16 protein-coding genes, 2 pseudogenes and 1 other annotated feature are annotated in these 12,479 nt (G+C 34.7%); of the genes and pseudogenes, 9 read left to right on the top strand and 9 right to left on the bottom strand.

What is annotated here, in order from left to right; all coding sequences use genetic code 11:
- Nucleotides 1-210: 210 nt before the first annotated feature.
- The 3 genes from ACFQZ9_RS02700 to ytzI form a co-directional block, all read right to left on the bottom strand.
- Nucleotides 211-699, bottom strand: coding sequence for a pyridoxamine 5'-phosphate oxidase family protein (locus ACFQZ9_RS02700; RefSeq protein ID WP_498942207.1), 489 nt, complete (start codon nt 697-699; stop codon nt 211-213).
- Nucleotides 700-929: 230 nt separating this feature from the next.
- Nucleotides 930-1,271, bottom strand: coding sequence for an alkylphosphonate utilization protein (locus tag ACFQZ9_RS02695; RefSeq protein ID WP_498942206.1), 342 nt, complete (start codon nt 1,269-1,271; stop codon nt 930-932).
- A 21-nt stretch (nt 1,272-1,292) separates the two neighbouring features.
- Complete coding sequence (ytzI, locus tag ACFQZ9_RS02690) at nt 1,293-1,457, bottom strand: YtzI protein (RefSeq protein ID WP_498942205.1); 165 nt, start codon at nt 1,455-1,457, stop codon at nt 1,293-1,295.
- A 281-nt stretch (nt 1,458-1,738) separates the two neighbouring features.
- On the opposite strand from ytzI, the gene ACFQZ9_RS02685 reads away from it, so the two are divergent.
- On the top strand, nt 1,739-2,245 hold the full coding sequence (locus tag ACFQZ9_RS02685; RefSeq protein ID WP_498942204.1) for a DNA mismatch repair protein: 507 nt from the start codon (nt 1,739-1,741) through the stop codon (nt 2,243-2,245).
- A 618-nt stretch (nt 2,246-2,863) separates the two neighbouring features.
- On the opposite strand, the gene ACFQZ9_RS02680 is transcribed toward ACFQZ9_RS02685, so the two are convergent.
- Complete coding sequence (locus ACFQZ9_RS02680) at nt 2,864-3,055, bottom strand: aspartyl-phosphate phosphatase Spo0E family protein (RefSeq protein ID WP_035424241.1); 192 nt, start codon at nt 3,053-3,055, stop codon at nt 2,864-2,866.
- A 227-nt stretch (nt 3,056-3,282) separates the two neighbouring features.
- Between ACFQZ9_RS02680 and ACFQZ9_RS02675 the strand changes: the two genes are divergently transcribed.
- From ACFQZ9_RS02675 to ACFQZ9_RS02660, 4 genes are all read left to right on the top strand, one after another.
- Nucleotides 3,283-3,777 (top strand): cysteine hydrolase family protein, encoded by a 495-nt coding sequence (locus ACFQZ9_RS02675; protein ID WP_498942203.1) that lies wholly within the window; start codon nt 3,283-3,285, stop codon nt 3,775-3,777.
- Nucleotides 3,778-4,074: 297 nt separating this feature from the next.
- Nucleotides 4,075-4,290 (top strand) — a binding site (T-box leader).
- A 58-nt stretch (nt 4,291-4,348) separates the two neighbouring features.
- Nucleotides 4,349-4,906 (top strand): pyridoxamine 5'-phosphate oxidase family protein, encoded by a 558-nt coding sequence (locus ACFQZ9_RS02670; protein WP_498942202.1) that lies wholly within the window; start codon nt 4,349-4,351, stop codon nt 4,904-4,906.
- Between the two features lie 297 nt (nt 4,907-5,203).
- Nucleotides 5,204-5,896 (top strand): SDR family oxidoreductase, encoded by a 693-nt coding sequence (locus tag ACFQZ9_RS02665; protein ID WP_498942201.1) that lies wholly within the window; start codon nt 5,204-5,206, stop codon nt 5,894-5,896.
- A gap of 105 nt (nt 5,897-6,001) precedes the next feature.
- The gene (locus tag ACFQZ9_RS02660; protein WP_498942200.1) at nt 6,002-6,505 is read left to right on the top strand and encodes a P-loop nucleotide/nucleoside kinase family protein; all 504 of its coding nucleotides are present in this window, start codon (nt 6,002-6,004) and stop codon (nt 6,503-6,505) included.
- A gap of 892 nt (nt 6,506-7,397) precedes the next feature.
- Here ACFQZ9_RS02660 and ACFQZ9_RS02655 read toward each other — a convergent pair.
- Nucleotides 7,398-7,484: pseudogene (locus tag ACFQZ9_RS02655) on the bottom strand (gamma-type small acid-soluble spore protein); the annotation flags it as partial.
- A gap of 30 nt (nt 7,485-7,514) precedes the next feature.
- On the opposite strand from ACFQZ9_RS02655, the gene ACFQZ9_RS02650 reads away from it, so the two are divergent.
- Both ACFQZ9_RS02650 and ACFQZ9_RS02645 read left to right on the top strand, forming a co-directional pair.
- The gene (locus ACFQZ9_RS02650; RefSeq protein WP_498942199.1) at nt 7,515-7,688 is read left to right on the top strand and encodes a hypothetical protein; all 174 of its coding nucleotides are present in this window, start codon (nt 7,515-7,517) and stop codon (nt 7,686-7,688) included.
- 452 nt (nt 7,689-8,140) lie between these two features.
- The gene (locus tag ACFQZ9_RS02645; RefSeq protein ID WP_498942198.1) at nt 8,141-8,320 is read left to right on the top strand and encodes an aspartyl-phosphate phosphatase Spo0E family protein; all 180 of its coding nucleotides are present in this window, start codon (nt 8,141-8,143) and stop codon (nt 8,318-8,320) included.
- Nucleotides 8,321-8,580: 260 nt separating this feature from the next.
- Here ACFQZ9_RS02645 and abrB read toward each other — a convergent pair whose 3' ends face one another.
- On the bottom strand, nt 8,581-8,865 hold the full coding sequence (abrB, locus tag ACFQZ9_RS02640) for an AbrB/MazE/SpoVT family DNA-binding domain-containing protein (protein WP_498942197.1): 285 nt from the start codon (nt 8,863-8,865) through the stop codon (nt 8,581-8,583).
- A gap of 531 nt (nt 8,866-9,396) precedes the next feature.
- On the opposite strand from abrB, the gene ACFQZ9_RS02635 reads away from it, so the two are divergent.
- A complete protein-coding gene (locus ACFQZ9_RS02635) occupies nt 9,397-9,729 on the top strand; it encodes a CBO0543 family protein (RefSeq protein WP_498942196.1) in 333 nt (110 codons plus the stop codon).
- A gap of 265 nt (nt 9,730-9,994) precedes the next feature.
- Here ACFQZ9_RS02635 and ACFQZ9_RS02630 read toward each other — a convergent pair whose 3' ends face one another.
- A complete protein-coding gene (locus ACFQZ9_RS02630) occupies nt 9,995-10,267 on the bottom strand; it encodes a heterocycloanthracin/sonorensin family bacteriocin (protein WP_498942588.1) in 273 nt (90 codons plus the stop codon).
- A 580-nt stretch (nt 10,268-10,847) separates the two neighbouring features.
- Nucleotides 10,848-11,213: pseudogene (locus tag ACFQZ9_RS02625) on the bottom strand (tyrosine-type recombinase/integrase); the annotation flags it as partial.
- A 167-nt stretch (nt 11,214-11,380) separates the two neighbouring features.
- Here ACFQZ9_RS02625 and ACFQZ9_RS02620 point away from each other — a divergent pair.
- Nucleotides 11,381-11,578 carry a hypothetical protein gene (locus ACFQZ9_RS02620; protein WP_498942195.1) on the top strand — a complete coding sequence of 66 codons (198 nt, stop codon included), beginning with the start codon at nt 11,381-11,383 and terminating at the stop codon, nt 11,576-11,578.
- A 199-nt stretch (nt 11,579-11,777) separates the two neighbouring features.
- Here ACFQZ9_RS02620 and ACFQZ9_RS02615 read toward each other — a convergent pair whose 3' ends face one another.
- Nucleotides 11,778-12,095 (bottom strand): DinB family protein, encoded by a 318-nt coding sequence (locus tag ACFQZ9_RS02615; protein ID WP_498942194.1) that lies wholly within the window; start codon nt 12,093-12,095, stop codon nt 11,778-11,780.
- Nucleotides 12,096-12,479: the final 384 nt, after the last annotated feature.

Genomic DNA, 12,479 nt, shown 5'->3' with positions numbered 1-12,479 from the left:
ATAAAGTATAGTTTGTTCCTCTAAAAGAAGGGAACAGAAATTAAGTGAAATTGAACAGAAGTTAGATACTCTAATAAACAAAATGATAAAAAGTAGAAAAATCCCCTGTTAATTGAACTGATGCATAGCTAACGCCTCGGAATCCAAGTAAAAGGACAATACCTAATTGAAGGTATTATCCTTAGATATACTGACCACCTTGTGTGGCTGTTATTTATTCATTTCAACCGTTTCATTAACATCTGTTGATTTAGAAGTTTGCCCTGTCATTCGTTTGTAGAGAAAGGCGATTTTTTTCGTTAAATTACCGGTATCCCAATATTCTGCTGCTTCCGCTTTTACCTTTATTAAGACAACGTTAGGGTCGTCATATGAAGTTTGCATAATTTTCTCATATGCTTTGCTCCACAATTCCTTTTTTTTGTCTAAATCCTCAACGATTTCCGCTCTTCCCCGGACGGAAACATATGATTTACCTGCATAAGCCACATTAACTTCTTGATCGTGTAAAATCTCTTCATATTTATTCGTCTCTTTTTTAGTGAAGAACCATAAGTCCCCATCAAACTCTACTTCTTGTGTTTTCATAGGACGAGAAACAAGCCCTTCTTCAGTTACCGTAGTCAGCATGGCCGTGTCTACGTCTTTGATTAACTCTCTCAATGTCTCCATTTCTTCTTGTTTCAACATGTTAGACATTTCCATCACCCCATGAATGTTTTAAGACGTATATTACCCTTTACATCCACTTTTATTCATGTATGGAGAAATAATAAAGCTAACTCTAACAAAACAAAACTAAACAATCCGAACAAATCAGGCAATAAAAGAATTATATAAAAAGATAACTCTGTGAAGAAATATAATTATACAAACGGTTGTTTTTGTTAAGTGTCATGATCGCTGCGGTGGTCATTTTTTCTTGTCCATTATAACTTTTTCACAAATTCAGATTTTAATTTCATAGCTCCAAAACCATCAATCTTACAATCAATATCATGATCTCCGTCAACTAAACGGATATTTTTAACCTTTGTACCTACTTTTAAGACTGAAGAACTCCCTTTTACTTTAAGGTCTTTGATTATTGTTACAGTATCACCATCGGTTAAGACATTCCCATTTGTATCCTTGAAAATCCTGTTATCGTCATTATTTTCGGTTTTTGAATCTAAAGTCCACTCATAAGCACATTCTGGGCAAACATAAAGAACTCCATCTTCATAAGTATAGGTTGAATTACATTTTGGGCAATTTGGTAAATTTGACATAATTGCATATCCTCCGTTCATTTAATCCTTTTTATTACTATTTATTATCTTTCTATCTTCACTTATATTTGGATTGTTTTCCAAGGGGTCTATCGTATGCTTGTAGGTATATGCTTTGGAAGTTGTTATAACACTTAAGAATAGCACAATTAAAACAATCAAAACCCCGACAATAATAAAACTCATTATCATTTTATTCACCTGACTTCATTCATTATTAGCAAAACGATTATTATAGCTGGTCATATTGCACAGAAACACTTCACCATATAAACTACATGTATATCTGATTATTTGAATATATAAATATGAATCTACACCTGATTTTATATTAAGTCAAAGGTTTTTTAGATAAAGTGCTTTGAAGTTTATTCATACGATTTATACATTAACTTATAAATAACAACATCAACCCATTTTGAACGCTTAGAAAAAAGATATAAACTTTATTGAAATGTGGGGTAAATATGAGTATTGAAATGACGAAAGATGAAGTAATTAATTACGGTTTAAAAATTTTTGAAGAAATTGGAGCAAATGAAATTTGTAAGGTCTGTATTAATAGTGGGAATTCCTGTTGCTTTGGATGCGAATTTATAGAAGACCAAGTTGGCTGTCAAAAAAGAAATACCGCATGTACTGCTTGGCTATGTGGTGTGCAACGATATTATTTTAATGACATAGGCCTATTGGAGGGGTGGAGCGAGTTTTGGAAACAAGTTCCAGGTAGGCTTTATAGGGCAGACAGAACTCCCGAAGTGATTACAGTGGACAGGTTACCAAAAAGTGATCATATTAGTAAAAATAAAGGAAAAAATGTAGCAAAAGAATTAGAAATTTTTATAGCAAATGGAGGTAGTATTGATAAATTGGAAAGAAAGTTAAGCCTTGATTTGGAATTTGGTAACCTATATTTAAAAAACCAGCTATCTTTGAAATACACTTTAAAGAAAGAAGGAGAAACCCAAGTATAAAGTTACACTGATGCGTTTTTCCGAATTGAAATTAAAAGGAGCGTGAATCGTTCTATTGGTGGATATTTTTTGTTAGTGTTCTAAATGGTCTGTTTAGTAACAAAATATTTAAGAATAATGAAAAAGCAATGGATACTATATCTCACTGCTTGATAATTAATCGGGTTTAATATTTTTTAATGAAAAATTGGTGCTAGTAACTTCGGCAACCTTTTCTTACTGAACGAAACGGAGCAGGATAGTAGAAGAAATAGGAAATTTTAATAATAATGTATCTAGTGAAAAGAGGTATAGTACACGTAAGTTTTTATTGTAAATAAAGGCAATCGAAGGAAGATAAAGGTGATAAATGGTGGTAAGATTTTTATTTGCACTAATGATTTTTTAAATACTAGATGTGTAGCCCCCACAGTGGACTTTCACCACCTAGATAGTTGCCATCCCTGGCACAATATAAAAAAGTGCCAAAAATGACGCTTTCAAGGAAAGTGAAAAAAATAAGGTTGTGGTATGAACTGATAATTTATTATATGTAAATAAGAAAATAAGAAAATGGACAAGTGCGTACAAAAAAATATTTACAAAAAATCAGGAAACTCCTGACTAAAACCTGCAAATTCAGGAAGCAGTGTTTAATTCATTTTTATGAGAAAAATGTTTCATATGCAGATTTAGTACGGTATCTAACTCTTGACTGCATCTTAATGTTTCATAGCTATTAATTCCAGTACCTTTAGCAAGGTCAATCATTTTCTTTTTTAATAAGTCAATTTGATTTAACAGTAATGATTCACACGATTCTTTATTCATAACGGGTACTTACTCCTAGTAAAAATTACTTATAAAAATCACACGAAAGCAATTATAAGGGGATTTTCTAAAAATAGAAATAGTTTCGACGAAAATTGTCAGAAAACAACAAAAATTGTAATCCTACCACTAAAGGTACATATAGAAGATGAAACAACTCTAGTTATTGAAGTATGATATCGTTAAGTAGATTAATTATTAAAAAAGGTATGAGGAGAATAATAATTATGGAAAATACAGCATTAATAATTATTGACTTACAAATTGGTGTTCAGCCTGAAAATGTTCCACTTTATAACTTAGCGAATGTATTAAATGGAGTTAATCAACGAATTCGTTTATTTCGCGAAAAAAACAATCCTATAATTTTTGTTCAACATAATGATACGGATCTAGTTCTTAATTCTCCAGAATGGAAACTATTTCCGGAACTAGATGCTAAAGATTCAGATATCTATATCAACAAAATACATGCAAACTCGTTTTACAACACTGAGTTGAATGAGCAACTAAGGAAATTAAATATAAATAAACTTGAAATTTGTGGCGCACAAACTGAATATTGTGTAGATACAACTGTTAGAATGGCACATGGATTAGGATATAAATTATTTATGAAAAAAGGGTTAACTACCACCCTTAACAGTGACCTTCTAGGAGCTAAAACAATCATTGAGCATCATGAGAATCTCTGGAATAATAGATTTTTAACTTTTCTATAGAAAAGAATTGCGTTTTATGAAAATGAGTAGTCCTTAACATTTTCCCTCCTCCAAAGGTGATAGAACTTACCTAAATTTCCTGAAAAATGACGGGGGATCTTGAACTAATTGGGTGCATTACTGGAACAGCGGTAATGCTTTCTTATTGAAGTAACTAGCAGCGTTCCTGTACATCTCTTTACAAAGTTAAAGAAATAAGCCGATCTTCCGGTTGGAAAATTTAGTTGAATAAGAAATAGAAAAATATGGTTGACCATTTTAATAATACATTATAAAATTGAGAAAATTACAAAATATTAAAACGTTGTGACTGGGAGTATTAAGGAATGTTTATTGTTGAGAGAGCTGTCGGCTGGTGAAAGACAGTCAATAAAGTCCCCAACTCGCCCATGAGTGGTAAGGCTGATATGTAAGTCTTAACGGTTGACATCCGTAATCAGTTATAAAGTGGATTTGTTGTATTAGCAAATCAACAAGAGTGGTACCACGAAGGTAAAGCCTATCGTCTCTTATATATGAGATGGTAGGCTTTTTTATTTTAAACAATTGGTGAGGCGAGGAGGAATATATTATGGGAACAGTTTATTCATCAATACTACCAATACATGAAGAATTTATAAGAAAACAACGGATTTTTTTCGTTGGTTCAGCACCACTATCAACAGACGGACATGTTAACATTTCCCCTAAAGGTCATGATGTACTAAGGATATTTTCACCAAATGAGGTCGCTTATTTAGATTTAACTGGTAGCGGAAATGAAACAAGTGCCCATTTAATAGATAACGGTAGAATTACATTTATGTTCTTAGCTTTTGAAGGTCCCCCGATGATTTTACGTCTATACGGAAGAGGTAAGGTAGTATTACCAGATTCACCAGAATGGGATGACATGGCTAAGCGCTTTGACATCCTACCTGGTTCTCGTCAAATAATTCATGCAAAGATTGAAACGGTAAAAACGTCATGTGGTTTTAGTGTTCCATTTTATTCATACAATGGTGAACGAGATACTCTTCAACAGTGGGCTAACAATAAAAGCGAACAAGACTTAGAAGAATATCGTAAAAAGAAAAATTCTATTAGTATGGATGGAATAGTTACACCAATTGGGGAAAAGTTTATCTAGCTTAATAACGTTAAATAGTAATAGTCCTCGTTGGGCTAACGGGTGCTTGAGTTTAAGTAAGAGCCGTAGCTGCGGCTGTAGTGTGAATAAACCTTAATGTAGAAACAACAGGCACAATGTTACTTAATGGTAAATTTTGTAGTCAAACCAAGGCACGACTTACTCAGTATGTCGAGCGGTTAACAAAGAATGAGCCTTTTGTGGTTCATTTTTTAATGCCCTCCTGTATTCCAACATCAAGTCGGACTTACCCGCTCAGACAATGGTGCAGCGATACTAAAGGAAGCTGGGGTCGAGGTGCAACGAGGTGATCTTGACGACCTAGACACCCTTCGTAGGGGCGCTGCTGCTGCGGACGGTGTGATCCACCTAGCGTTTAAGCACGATTTCTCGGACTTCGCTGGCTCGCTTGCAACCGATTTGCGCGTTATCGAAGCGATTGGGGAGGCGCTAGAAGGCTCTGGAAAGCCGTTCGTGACCACCGCTCACGCATATGGGATGGCATCGGATAACGCGGTGATAGCGCTAGCAAAGCGTGGGGTGCGGACATCGATCGTTTCGCTTGCGCCATCCGTACATGGCAAGGGAGACAAGGGCTTCGTGCCGAGTCTGATCAATATCGCACGCGACAAGGGCGTTTCTGCCTACATCGGAGATGGATCCAACCACTGGCCGGCTGTACATCGACTTGATGCCGCACGTCTTTACCGCCTCGCGATGGAAAAGGCACCAGCAGGTTCACAGCTTGACGGGGTAGCAGATGAGGGGGTGCCATTTCGTGACATCGCGAGCGTCATCGGTAAGCACCTTAACCTGCCAGTAGTTAGTATTTCATGTGAAGAGGCAGATGACCACTTCGGTTTTCTTGGTGAAATTGCTGGTCTCGACATTCCTAGGTCGAGTGTACAGACTCAGGAACTTTTGGGATGGCGTCCTATTCACCCCACTCTGATCTCGGATCTCGAAAAGGGGCACTATTTCAAAAATTGAACACCCTCCAGCCCTATCCCCGTAAATATTAATAAGAGGAGAATGTCTATGGGAACTAACGAAGTAAAAAGTTTAAACTAAAATAAGCGCGGGGGGTTAAAAAATATGAAACAATTGGGGTCGTTATACTTTTTCTGTGGAAAAATGGGAGCTGGAAAATCAACTAAATCAAAACAATTGGCGATAGATAAACATGCGGTACTGTTGTCTGAGGATGAATGGCTTTCATCTCTTTATCCCAATCAGATTGGATCATTTGAGGAATATCTAAAATTCTCAGCGCAGCTCAAGCCGTTGGTGAAAAAGCATGTCCAAAACATATTAAGTGTCGGTACAGATGTAGTGATGGATTTTCCAGCTAACACTCAAAAACTTCGAAAGTGGTTTTTGGATATGGCGTCAGAGGTCAATGCAAGTCATCAACTAATTTTCCTTAATCTAAATAACGAGCAATGCTTACGCCAAATTGCACAAAGGCGTAACGAACAACCCGAAAGAACAGCTTTTGACACGGAAGCGGTGTTTATTCATGTTACTAAATTTTTTGAAGCACCAGAGGCATCCGAGGGTTTAAATATTTTAGAGTTTAGCGGAAAAGAATATTTGTGAAGTGGTAACTGATTTAGGAAAAGACTTATCAAAAACCATTAGATATGGAATGAAAAAAAGAACAGAAACAGTAATTCATATGTATGAAACAGAAGAGAGATAAAGCCGAAAGAGAAGATATTAGAAAAGGTGAGCTCAAAAAAAGTTACTGCCAGTATGGTTTGATGGGTTTAGGGCTTGGTTGTGGAACAGCAATAGCAATAACCTGGATTAAGAGCAACTCAAAACTTTCTTAGATTCTTTTTCGATACGATTAAATATCAAAATCATTTAAGTTTGTGAACAAATGTACTTCAACTACCATGGAAGAACGGGTTTAAATTCCATTCTTTGTGGTGAAGCTCTGCTTCATGGACGGCTAACGGGGACTATAGTTTAAGAATTCAAATATATTATTGGTCGAATTTAATGAGAGAAGGCGGCTTTTCTTTTTGTACTATCGGAGCAGGTTAGTGGAAGAAGAATAAACAAATTACTTAATAATGATTTATAATTATTTTGAAGTTGTTGTTGGATTAAGGAGAAAGTATGAATGGGGTTAATAACCGTATTATAACTAATTAGTTTTTTGTTGTTTATTATTTTTCAGGCTTTGGCACTACTGGAATAACCAGTGTAGCTATTAAGTTAATAAAGATACAAGGAAAAAGAGGAGCGAACATTAGCAAGAAAAAAACACTAACTGAAGAACGGTTGAATCTATTTTTAAGTATTTAGCTAAAACGTCAAAAGATGGACAATTTTAAGAGACTTATTTGTAAGTGATATAGACTTTAGCAAGAAACGCAAAGTGGATTTTTATTTTGTACTTCAAACCTCAAAAAAAGTTCATAAAAAAGACACCCCCTACCGGACGATAAGAGGTGTTTTATAAAGTCACAAATTAAGAGTTTTGGTTGTTATTTTGCCGGGATTGTTGGTTTTGTCGTCTTACCTCTTGTGCATTTGTTTCGCTAGCAAATTCTGTTCCGAATTGACCAGGGAAATTGATTTTTAGGGTGGGCAAATTTTGAATAAGGAATATATTTTCGGTTTTCTTGTTATGTTTGTTGTTATGATATTAACTAAAGATTTAAATATATTGGATAGTTGGATAATGACGCAAATAGTTAAATTATTACTTGGTTTTATTGCATTAATTATTGCTTCTGTAATTTTTAAAAAGATTTTTTCCAAAAAATAATAAATTTCTTCTTGAGCTAATGGGTGCGATTGTTGAATAAAAATTTTTGAAGACGATTCCGCTTGGAAATCGTTTTTTTTGATTTAATGGTGTCATAACTCAAAAAGTAAAGCCCTCGAATTAAACAGAAATTCGAGGGCTTTTTACAACAACGTACTAACGATTATGTTACATACGCTTACTCAATTTTTTAAATGAATAAATCGTGGTAAGAATCCTAAACAGCAGCGATTGCTAAGTAAGGAATCATTGAAATAGATAACCTCTGAAAGGATTTTGTTACCCTGAATTTTCTCGAAATCGGTCATTGGGACACAAGGTATTATGCAGTTTGGGTATTTTTATTATGAATGATGATTTTCAACAAGGTTAGGGCTAAATGTTCCTTACTAACCATGTAGTTATAAAATGGCTCTTCTAGAGAGGGAAAATATATAAGGTGAGAGGGCACAGTGCAATCGACAGTCTTTTTTTCAAGTCAAGTAAGAGAATTACCAGAGTGTATAGAGAACAAACGGAAAGAATTAATTGAACTAGGTATGACTTATGGATTTGCAGATAAAATGACTATCAAATGCAGCCAAGATCTTGATAAGTTGATCACTATGCATATGAAAGCAGTTGTATATTAGTTGGTTATATCTCCAATTTTGAGGGCTAATCATTAGTAAAAGTTAGGATGAAAGGATTGATTTTTGGGGGAAAAAGGTGTTGGGAGCAAGGAAGGTTCTTCTTTGTGATCAGGATGTTAAGTATCAAAGAGAGGAAGATAAAAATGACTGAAGTTGTTTGAAGTAACGGGGCAGGTTAGCTGAGGAACGGTCATATATTTCCTATAAAATAAAAAGGCTGTCGAATCAAAGATTCTAGAGCCTTTTTATTTTAATCTATATTATTTTGCTAATTCAAAGCTTGCCATAATTTCCTTCAAAAGGTGCTCTGCGCCTTCACGACTAAGAATTAATTTTCCACCGGCAAGCTGATAATTATCGTCAGAAACTTCACCGGTAATAACACAAGTCATATTTGGTTTATATTTTTTTAAGATAATTTTGTCTTCATCAACATAAATTTCGAGCGCATCTTTTTCGGCGATATCAAGTGTACGTCTTAATTCGATGGGAATAACCACGCGTCCTAATTCATCAACTTTACGTACAATACCAGTAGATTTCATTTCTTTAAACCTCTCTCTGTTTATGGTCTATTTCTATTTTGGAATTCACTATTATTCGACAAATTTCTATCAATTTAACAATACCATCCGTCGATTATTATAAATTTAAAATTACATTAGAATTTAGTGAAAAAATATATTTTTTTCAAATTTTAATGGGGCGATTGTTCTAATTGAGCAGTCGCTTCTTGTGTTAACGGGGCAATTTAGTTGAAGAAGGATAAGGAGAATAATTACCAACTATTTTGCTGAAAGTATATTAAGTATCATAAGATAAAAATTTCTAATAGCAAGAAGTGGTGTTCTTAAATCTAAAGGAAAAGGCAAAAAAAGCTGGAGAATTATATAAAGAAGTAGATAAAGCAAATGATAAATATTTTGACTATGGAAGGAACACACGTTTTTACATTGGGATTGGTGGTTTTCATTAGGATTAACTATAATTCCTTGGCTAATATGGTGGAGATATAGAGACAAAGAGAATACTGCCCGTTTTATGTTTTCTGCTTTTTTTATCATAATAATTAGTTCTTGAATGGATTTTATTGGTGTTGTCTGCGGATTTTGGTACTATACAGGCAAAGTAATACCTACGATCCCTTCATATTTCCCTGGGATTTTTGTATTATTCCTGTATCAATGACATTATTTATGCAAATTAGACCTGAAGTGTCTCCAATAAAAAAAGCTGTCTTTTTTAGTGCGTTAGCTTCATTCATTGGAGAACCATTATCTGAACTCGTAGGATTTTACACGATGATACATTGGGAGTATTTGTACTCTTTTCCAATTTATATAATAATTTATCTTTGTGCAGATTGGGTTAGCAAACGGAAAACATTCGGAACAGTAAGCAAAAAGTAAATCATTAACCAATGTGGGATTTAAGTGTAAGTTATATTCAGATAACGGATGCAAGAGTTTTAGAACGTGGCTGCTTCGGCAGCTTTTTTGCTTTTTCCACTAACGGGCAGGTTAGTGAAAGAACGAATTCCTAATCGTTACGATTGTGCACCATCAGGTAGTGTACGATTTTTTGTCCAAGATGATAATCAGTAAAGAAGTGCCCTTGCGGCAAATTATGCATGGGCACTTTATTTCAATAGATATCCATTTTTTCTTTTGTGAATTAGTAATTGTACCAACCGTTGTAACCGTTGTAATCGTTGTATCCGCTATAACAACCACCACAGCCGCCACAGCCGAAGCAGCCGAAGCAACCGAAACATCGGAATCCTCCACAACGAAAGCCCCCGCAACGCATACCGCCGCAACGCATGCCACCACACATCATGCCACCACCACAACGCATACCGCCGCCGCAACGCATTCCGCCAAAATGACGCGGATCATTGATGTTTGGATCAATGGTAATTAAATTACCAACTTGGAAATTATCCATTCCTAACATTTGAAGTTCATTTTGAAGATTCTGCATTTTTTCCTCCATTTTTATTTATTAATTAGGTTAGTCATACACCTATATAGAGAGATGAACGAGGGTAATTGGTCAGTTTCGTTTAAATGAAACCATTATATATACCTGTACTCTCTTCAACAAATTATGATTTCTGTTAGGTCATTGTCACTGATTTAAGTGCCTATTTCACTTTGAGGTAATATTAAATGTTGATTCATTACATAAAAACTTGTGGTTGATTAATCTGATATACTGTTGAAGTTGATGATTCAATGTATGAAAACTAGGATATAGAGTGTGAAAGAATGCACTTAAAGTAACGGGTGCTTGAGGCTATTTCATTTTTCTTTGATTTCATTTTCTCGATTGGGAGTGGGGCAATTTTATTGGGATTAATTTTAATTATCATTGGGATAGTAAAGGCTGGGAGTTAACGGTGATATTTTCAAACAAATTGTGAAAGGCTCCACTTAAACTAACGGGTGCAAGACTTGAATAAAAGCAATGCATTATTTCAGCATTGCTTTTTTGTGTCCTTTTTAAAATACTTCCTATAAAGCTCTTACCTTAAACTCCCACTTAAGTGTGCATATATCCTCGTATTCTCACTTTTCTCATGATCTAATAAACTCTGAATGACTTCAAGAGGGGCTCCGTTATTTAACATATGAGTAGCATAGCTGTGCCTCAGTTGGTGTGGATGAAACGTTTTATTTTAGCTTGCCCTTTTTGAAATTCGCTTGATGATATATCTCATTTGGGCAATACTCATTCGATGAGGATACCGTTCGGTAACAAAAATGGTATCTCCAGCCTGGCGTTGTTCAAAGTATCTTTTTAGCCAAATTTCACAGCGGATATTAAAATAAGCTTCTCTTTCTTTATCTCCTTTTCCCCTAACAATGGCAGATCGGTTTGACCAATTAATTCTACTCCACAAGTCAATTATTCTTACAATCGATTCCAAAATGAATATAAAACAATACTAAAGGTTTTCATTTACAATAACTTAACCATTCATTTACTTTTTTTCTATTTCTTTTTAACCATATTCCAAACTACAATGGAATCGAATACAAATTGAGGTGAAAAATAATGGATGAAGAAAAAGCGTATTTAGGAATTGTCATTATCATGTCCTATTTAAGGGATTATATTTTCAGCTTCACTTTTATCAATGTATTGGTTCTTCTTTTTAACTATCCTTATAATATGCTTGAAAATGTTATTATTTGTGCTGTGCTATCTGTTATCCCCACATACAGAGAATTTATAGAAAACCGGAATGATTAATGACGTCCTGATGAAGCTTTTTTAAAAGCTCCGTTTCCCTGCCCAAGCTCCTTGCATTTTACTAAGGAATACAATTTGCCCAATATGATATGCAGCGTGCATTGCTAAACTCTTCAGTTCAAGCACTAATGAATTATCTTCTCCTGGGATCTGTCTATACAAATCTTCATGTTCTGAGTTTGTTAGTATTTTTCCAAGTTCACGATGAACATAAAAAGTATTCTTGTTTTGTTTCCTTCCAATTTTCTAACGTATTAGTGGGTAATCGAAATGTAGATTCATTATTTTCTGCCTGTGGTTCATTCGCTGTTTCACCAAGAAATCGCATCAGAAATTTCTTTTCATAGAAAAGTAAATGACAAACTAATTCCCAAATGGAATTCATTGCCCCATCAGCTGGTTTCCAAATTGCCTGTTCAAAAGTGATATGCTCTAGCACTTTTTCAAGTGGTAGAAACCAGTCTTCTTCATCTAAGCAGCTTGCCCATTGCTGTAACAAAAGTGTTTTTACATCCATTTTCTATTCCCTCCAATTTAATCCCTTTGGTTCATTTGTGGCGTGTTGTAGATAGCTCACTAATTAAGGTGTCATGCCAATTCCTTGTTCAATTAAACTGGACCTTTAACGGAACAATGAGCGATCTGTTATTTGGGAAATTATGACAACCGTAGTTTAACATAATTTGTGTTAACTATAAGGCAGAAAACAAAACCAGGACAAGTTTTTAAAAAAGATTTTCCCAATTTGTGAGATATTGTACTTAAACAAATGGGTGCTTGAGTTTAAGAGAGGAAGCTGTCATTGAAGCAGCTTTTTTTATTGCACTAACTGTGCAGGGTTAGTTTAAGAAGAAACACTGATATTATGGTAAAATTTTAAAAAAACTTAGATATGCGATTA

The organism is Neobacillus sp. GCM10027624 (assembly GCF_042675345.1).
Classification (GTDB): Bacteria; Bacillota; Bacilli; order Bacillales; family Cytobacillaceae; genus Neobacillus; species Neobacillus cucumis_D.
Note: the sequence above shows the minus strand (reverse complement) of the source record. Positions and strands in the feature narration are given on the sequence as shown.

Bases quoted from the DNA above. Each gene is read 5' to 3' on its own strand.
- ACFQZ9_RS02700 (WP_498942207.1), bottom strand. From the start codon at position 699: ATGTCTAACATGTTGAAACAAGAAGAAATGGAGACATTGAGAGAGTTA.
- ACFQZ9_RS02695 (WP_498942206.1), bottom strand. From the start codon at position 1,271: ATGTCAAATTTACCAAATTGCCCAAAATGTAATTCAACCTATACTTAT.
- ytzI (WP_498942205.1), bottom strand. From the start codon at position 1,457: ATGAGTTTTATTATTGTCGGGGTTTTGATTGTTTTAATTGTGCTATTC.
- ACFQZ9_RS02685 (WP_498942204.1), top strand. From the start codon at position 1,739: ATGAGTATTGAAATGACGAAAGATGAAGTAATTAATTACGGTTTAAAA.
- ACFQZ9_RS02680 (WP_035424241.1), bottom strand. From the start codon at position 3,055: ATGAATAAAGAATCGTGTGAATCATTACTGTTAAATCAAATTGACTTA.
- ACFQZ9_RS02675 (WP_498942203.1), top strand. From the start codon at position 3,283: ATGGAAAATACAGCATTAATAATTATTGACTTACAAATTGGTGTTCAG.
- ACFQZ9_RS02670 (WP_498942202.1), top strand. From the start codon at position 4,349: ATGGGAACAGTTTATTCATCAATACTACCAATACATGAAGAATTTATA.
- ACFQZ9_RS02660 (WP_498942200.1), top strand. From the start codon at position 6,002: ATGAAACAATTGGGGTCGTTATACTTTTTCTGTGGAAAAATGGGAGCT.
- abrB (WP_498942197.1), bottom strand. From the start codon at position 8,865: ATGAAATCTACTGGTATTGTACGTAAAGTTGATGAATTAGGACGCGTG.
- ACFQZ9_RS02630 (WP_498942588.1), bottom strand. From the start codon at position 10,267: ATGGATAATTTCCAAGTTGGTAATTTAATTACCATTGATCCAAACATC.
- ACFQZ9_RS02620 (WP_498942195.1), top strand. From the start codon at position 11,381: ATGGATGAAGAAAAAGCGTATTTAGGAATTGTCATTATCATGTCCTAT.
- ACFQZ9_RS02615 (WP_498942194.1), bottom strand. From the start codon at position 12,095: ATGGATGTAAAAACACTTTTGTTACAGCAATGGGCAAGCTGCTTAGAT.